Origin of the sequence: Microcoleus sp. OTE_8_concoct_300 (assembly GCF_031383065.1) — a bacterium.
GTDB lineage: Bacteria > Cyanobacteriota > Cyanobacteriia > Cyanobacteriales > Microcoleaceae > Microcoleus.
Genome location: NZ_JANMZH010000712.1, coordinates 1 through 5,757 on the forward strand (window position 1 = coordinate 1; position 5,757 = coordinate 5,757).

General features: G+C 45.6%; 6 protein-coding genes. 4 read left to right on the forward strand and 2 right to left on the reverse strand.

Annotated elements, in window-relative coordinates; all coding sequences use genetic code 11:
- Window positions 1-464 (forward strand): hypothetical protein (locus tag ACUVJL_RS31930; protein ID WP_445249497.1); only part of this gene is annotated, 464 nt, incomplete at its 5' end.
- A 62-nt stretch (window positions 465-526) separates the two neighbouring features.
- The gene (locus ACUVJL_RS31935; RefSeq protein WP_445249498.1) at window positions 527-658 is read left to right on the forward strand and encodes a hypothetical protein; all 132 of its coding nucleotides are present in this window, start codon (window positions 527-529) and stop codon (window positions 656-658) included.
- Here the strand turns inward: ACUVJL_RS31935 and ACUVJL_RS31940 are convergent.
- Window positions 646-2,427, reverse strand: a complete 1,782-nt coding sequence (locus tag ACUVJL_RS31940) for a glycosyltransferase family 39 protein (RefSeq protein WP_445249499.1) — start codon at window positions 2,425-2,427, stop codon at window positions 646-648. The genes ACUVJL_RS31935 and ACUVJL_RS31940 overlap by 13 nt on opposite strands.
- A 120-nt stretch (window positions 2,428-2,547) precedes the next feature.
- A complete protein-coding gene (locus ACUVJL_RS31945) occupies window positions 2,548-3,762 on the reverse strand; it encodes a glycosyltransferase (protein ID WP_445249500.1) in 1,215 nt (404 codons plus the stop codon).
- A 140-nt stretch (window positions 3,763-3,902) separates the two neighbouring features.
- On the opposite strand from ACUVJL_RS31945, the gene cofH reads away from it, so the two are divergent.
- Window positions 3,903-5,060, forward strand: coding sequence for a 7,8-didemethyl-8-hydroxy-5-deazariboflavin synthase subunit CofH (cofH, locus tag ACUVJL_RS31950; RefSeq protein WP_445249501.1), 1,158 nt, complete (start codon window positions 3,903-3,905; stop codon window positions 5,058-5,060).
- Window positions 5,061-5,063: 3 nt separating this feature from the next.
- Entirely contained in the window at window positions 5,064-5,624 is a 561-nt protein-coding gene (locus tag ACUVJL_RS31955) for a hypothetical protein (RefSeq protein ID WP_445249502.1), read from the forward strand.
- Window positions 5,625-5,757: the final 133 nt, after the last annotated feature.

Consider the following 5,757-nt stretch of genomic DNA (forward strand, 5'->3'; position numbering starts at 1 on the left):
GTGCAAGTCTGTCACTTTTCTATGGGCAAACATACCCAATTTACAATACAGCCATGAACAACCCAGAAACTGCGAATGCCTGGATTATTTACCGACTCCTGCCCAACTTTCAGCGCTTACCCGTCGCGCTATTTCGCAGCCGCAGCGAAGCAGAATCTTCCCTGAAAGTCATCCGGCAAATGCTACCCAATACCGAATTAATACTTGCTTTCGAGGTAGGACCAGAAAATCCAACTACCGAACTCAATCAGCCCGCTGCTAAAGAACCAAACTTCCCAACTTCAGTTAACCGAGAACTCTTGAAACTTTTCATTATCAGTTCTCGTCCTGTTGTTTCCCGCGTCATTCATTCTTTTCACCGCGATAATTTTGCTTGCGTTTCTGACTGGAGTCCGCTTGTCCCAACTCAAAATCCAGGTGAAGTGATGAGTGTCTTAATTAAACATTTGGCCGCTGACTCTTAGCGTTTGATTGAACAGTCTCGATCGTATTGATAGCGGTAAGGTGCGGCCAGCGCAGTGCTTTTATGAACAGGCAAGATGCCTGTTCCACAAGAAATTCACTCTTTGTGGAACAGGCCGGAAAGCCTGTTGCTGACAATGGTGCAACATCTCAGTCGAACCGCAGTTGCGGGCGATCGCCAACTCAAGAACAATGATAAACTTGATATTCATACCCATCCACCGCAGGCAACTCGCGCGATTCAACCTGACATTTTTGTGCTTCTAGATTGACAGGTGCGCGAAAATTAACCAACCACAAATCAAGCGGGCGTTCTAATTGACTGAGTGTTTTGTCAAGAGTCCCTGCCGCTATTTCCGGCCCATCCCTTCTCTGATTAGCCAAAAGAAACAGCGGAGAATCAAAGGCTTTAACTTCTTCTTTCTTCCTAACATCCGTTACATCCGTTACATCCGCTACAAAATCCGTTGCCGAACTTCTTTCCCATTCCCACCCTATCCCCATCAACTCTCCTATTTCTACATGAGTCTTTTGAGTAGTGGCAATTAACACGGGAACTTTCGATAATTCGCGGATAACCGGAATTAAAAGGTCTGGTTTGTAATATTTGCGATAGCCGAGATTGGAATTTACTGTGACACTGCTAAAAAAACCCATTGCTAAAATTAGCACCACTGCTTTTTTGCCCGGAACTTCGATCGCCCGAAAATTAAACCATTGACTTTTTGCTGTAGGTGTGTTAAAAATAACCGCCAAGGTTGCTCCTAAAAGCAATATCACCCCCGGAAAGTAGACGAAATTGTATCGTGCGCCGCGAGTTAGGTCAATTCCTAGAATATATGCAAAGCTGAAAAATAGGAAAATTGCTCCTAGCACAAATCCGCCGAAAATAACAGTACCTAAACGAGTATCGGGTGTTGTTAAGGAATTTTTAAAAGCGCTAAAAAGCATGGGAAGCACCAATATAAAAAATATTGTCATGGCGATCGCCGATACAACTACTACTGCCAAATTTTGCGATTCCACCGGCAGCAGAGACATGACAGTGATCCATCCAGCTAAAGCTTGAAAAATCGGATTGAGCCAATCTAAAAATGTGCGATCGCCGCTGACAATCCAATTAGTTAGTTCGCTGCCGTATTTATTTGACAAAAATATCGGCAGCCAAACTAAACCGCCTGCTAAAGTACCCATCGCTACGGAGAAAAGCGGCCAGAGGATTTGAAACTGCCAAAAATTAGGCTGCTGGCTTTTGGAAGCCAACTTTCCCTTAAACTGCTGCCAGATTACAGCAATTAATGCTATTGCTTCCGCACACAAAGTCAGTGCAAAAAAGTAGTGAACCGCAATTCCCAAACAGTTAACAACTACCCAAAGCAGCACCGCCCAAATAGGCAGGGGAGCGCGCTGTTGCAGCTTTTTTGCAGCTAAGGCGAGGCAAAAAACAGAGGCAATAACTAATAAGATTCCTAAAGTGTAATGGCGAGCTTCTTGAGCGAGATAAATGCTGTAGGGAGAAACTGCCATCATCGCGGCCGCACATTGACCGACTAAACGAGAACTAAAAGCAAATTTGCCCAAAAAGTAAATAGCTGGAACTGAAATCACGCCCAATAATGCAGGAAGAGATCGCCCTATCCAAACTAAACTATCCTCGGTAGGCCCAAACAGTCGCATCCACCAGTGGGCGAGCATAAAATACACTGGTGGATGATTGCTTTCTAGCAGCAAATTGCGGAGCACGTCGGCGGTGTCAGCATCGGAACCTAATTGTAGCGGTTGTAATAATGTAGAAAGGTCGATCGCGCGATCGATCGGCACCCCGCGAAAACTGTTGCCCAAACTAAAAACTAGAGTAGAAAACTCATCTGTCCACAGCGGTTTCGAGTTTAAATTGGCAAAGCGCAAAATAAAGGCGATCGCCGTCCACAGCAATAGCAACAACAGTTGTTTGTTCTTAATCATTAATTCAGTCATTCAAAGGCATAGGGAAGAAGAGTCATTAGTCATTAGTCATCAGTCATTTTATCAATTATCAATCACCAATTACCAAATACCGATTACCCCTTACCCCTTACCAATTAGCTAATCCACTTCCGTTACCCGCCAGCTCAACTTCATATTAATCCAGAAATTCCACAGAGTCACAGCCGCGATCGCAATTAAATTAGCCAAATATTCATTCATCCCAAAAACATTAAACATTAAATTAACCAGCAGCACATTCAAAATCAAACCCATCAAGCAAATCGTATTAAATTTCAACAGCCGTTTGAATCGCTGGCGCTTTCCTGGCTGCCGCTTAGAAATATCCCCAAAAGTCCACAAATCATTCCACAAAAAGTTACTGATAATTGCCAATTCAGCAGCAATGATCAGACTGCGAGTCAGCTCCCAATTGAGGATATCCCGCAGCACATACAAAACCCCCATATTCACAAACACGCCGCTGAAACCCACAATGCCAAACCGCAGAAACTTGCCCATCGGCCACCGGGCAAACCGTAACCGAAGCAAATGTCGCAAATACTCAATATACTGTTTCCAGGTAACTTTGCTCTCGCCTTCTTGCCGCTCCTGAAACACGTAACCAACTTCTCCAATCCAGCGGATCTCGCCTCTGCCGAGCACTTCAATCAATATTTTGTAACCAGCAGGATTCATGGTTTTGCCGGCAATGCAACTGCGACGCACCATAAAATAGCCGCTCATCGGATCAGAAACTCGGCCCACCACTCCCGGCAGGATCACCAACCCCAGGGTTTGAGCGCCCCGCGATAAAAATCGCCTGACAACGCTCCAGTCGCTCACACCTCCCTCGCCAACGTGGCGGCTCGCAGCGGCCAAATCGGCTCCCCGCTGAATTTCTGCTAAAAGCTGCAACAGCGTCTCCGGGGGATGCTGCAAGTCGGCATCGATGACGCCCAAAACCTCGCCCCGAGCCGCCTGCCACCCGCGAATTACCGCTGTGGAAAGTCCCCGCTCGTGTTCCCGGCGCATCACCCGCAATTGCGGATATTCGGCTGTCAGGGACTGGGCAACTTCCCAGGTGCGATCGGGGCTGTTGTCATCGACTACAATTAATTCGTAGTTGCCGGGAATACTGCCATCGAGCAAGCCGCTCAATTTTTCCACAATACTCTTGACATTCTTGCACTCGTTGTAGGTGGGAATGACCAGGGAAAAATAAATTGGCGGTGTGCTTGCGTCTGTAAAAGTTGAATTGAAAGTCTCTACAGCAGGAATTTGCAAAGGCCCAGACGGCACTGGCAATTCCTGATTTCCTTGGTAAATGCCCATAATTTCAGTGTCCAGAAAATAAAGGATGGTTTGGTAGCACTTGAGATTTTAGAATATCGTTCGTCTATAGTTGATTCGTTAAAATATAAAAACGCCTTAATTATAGTCAGTAATTCTGTAGCTGAGTTAAAAAGAAAACTGTGGATGCAATTCTCGATCGAGCTTTACAAGGTTATAATATCTCTTCTGCCGAAGCCTTGGTACTTTTGCAGCAAAGAGATCCCGATGCGCGAGCTTCTATTCAAACAACCGCTGACTTGCTCCGCCGCCGACAATCAGGGGATACTGTCACCTATGTTATAAATCGAAATATTAATTTTACTAACATTTGCGAGCAGCATTGCAGTTTTTGTGCATTCCGCCGCGACGAGGGAGATGAGGGCGCTTTTTGGTTAGACGCAGCCCAAATTCAGGAAAAGGCAACTGATGCAGTGCAGCGGGGTGCGACGGAAATTTGTATGCAGGGGGGCTTAAATCTTCAAGCTAAGCTCAACGGCGCATCTTTACCTTATTATCTGCAATTGGTGAAAACTATTAAGGATAACTTTCCTCAGTTGCACTTGCACGCTTTTTCGCCGCAAGAAATAGAATTTATTGCTAGAGAAGATAATCTTAGTTTCAGCTATGTAATTTCGGCTTTGCAGGATGCGGGAGTCGGTTCGATGCCGGGAACCGCGGCGGAAGTTCTCGACGATTCTGTGCGACGGGTGATTTGCCCGGAAAAACTAAATTCGGCAACTTGGCTGGAAATTGTGGGAACTGCTCACCGTCTGGGTTTGCCGACAACGAGTACGATGCTTTGCGGGCATATTGAGACGGCCCAACAGCAGGTTTTGCATTTAGAAAAAGTGCGATCGCTCCAACAAACTGCGATCGACCAAAACTATCGGGCACGCATTACAGAATTTATTTTACTACCATTTGTCGGAAAGGAAGCACCGGCTCCTTTGCGGAGTCGAGTCGGCCGCGACCAACCAATTTTAGCAGATACATTGTTACTCACCGCTGTCTCGAGAATCTTCTTAGGCAATTTGATTTCCAATCACCAGCCGAGTTGGGTAAAATTAGGTTTAGATGGAGCTACTGAAGCGCTGAAATGGGGCTGCAATGACATCGGCGGTACATTGATGGAAGAGCACATTACTACAATGGCCGGTGCGGTTGGCGGCAGTTGTCAATCTGTGGAAAATTTGCAAAATGCGATTAGTTCTTTGGGGCGGAGTTATCAGCAAAGAGATACAATTTATCGACCTTTAGGGGTTGACAATTTGGCAGTAATAAGTAGTAGGATAAAGTGAGCGATGTCTTATAGCGAGTTCACCTCAATTATCAAAGTTAAACAAGCCTTTGGATTAACAACTGTAGAAGGGCCGCGATTTCTACCGCAAATAACTCCGATCAATCCGAGTGCAACCCTGACAGATTTTTTGGCGAATAGTTTACCCGTAGCTGTGGCGACAGGTAGCGAAAAAGCTCGATCGGAAATGATTATTACTCCGGTACTGCTGGAAGTCAGGAAGATTTTGCAGCAGAATATTAGCTTGTTTTCGGGGGAAGACTTTACGGTTGATTATGAAAGTGGACTAAACGGGATTTGTGATTATTTGATTAGTCGTTCTCCAGAAATGTTGGAAATTGAAGCACCCGCAGTGGCGGTTGTTGAGGCTAAAAAAGCTGATTTGAAGACAGGAATTGGACAGTGCGTTGCAGAAATGGTGGCAATGCAGAAGTTTAATGAAGCGAAGGGGAAACCAATTTCTGTTATTTATGGCGGTGTCAGTAACGGCACGCAGTGGCGATTTCTTAAACTAGAGGAAAAAATTGTATCGATCGATCTTAATGACTATGCGTTGCCAGGGTAAGAGCATCTCAATCAGGCTTGACACAAGGATTTGAGAATAAGCATCATGTACTCATCACTCATGGCTGCCCGGTTCCTTTTTTGTCTCAAGCTACGCGGTAGGGTGGTTTCTTGATTGAGGGCATTAAGGGCCA

Excerpts from the sequence above, each read along its gene's own strand:
- ACUVJL_RS31935 (WP_445249498.1), top strand. The coding sequence starts at position 527 with ATGAACAGGCAAGATGCCTGTTCCACAAGAAATTCACTCTTTGTGGAA.
- ACUVJL_RS31940 (WP_445249499.1), bottom strand. The coding sequence starts at position 2,427 with ATGATTAAGAACAAACAACTGTTGTTGCTATTGCTGTGGACGGCGATC.
- ACUVJL_RS31945 (WP_445249500.1), bottom strand. The coding sequence starts at position 3,762 with ATGGGCATTTACCAAGGAAATCAGGAATTGCCAGTGCCGTCTGGGCCT.
- ACUVJL_RS31955 (WP_445249502.1), top strand. The coding sequence starts at position 5,064 with ATGTCTTATAGCGAGTTCACCTCAATTATCAAAGTTAAACAAGCCTTT.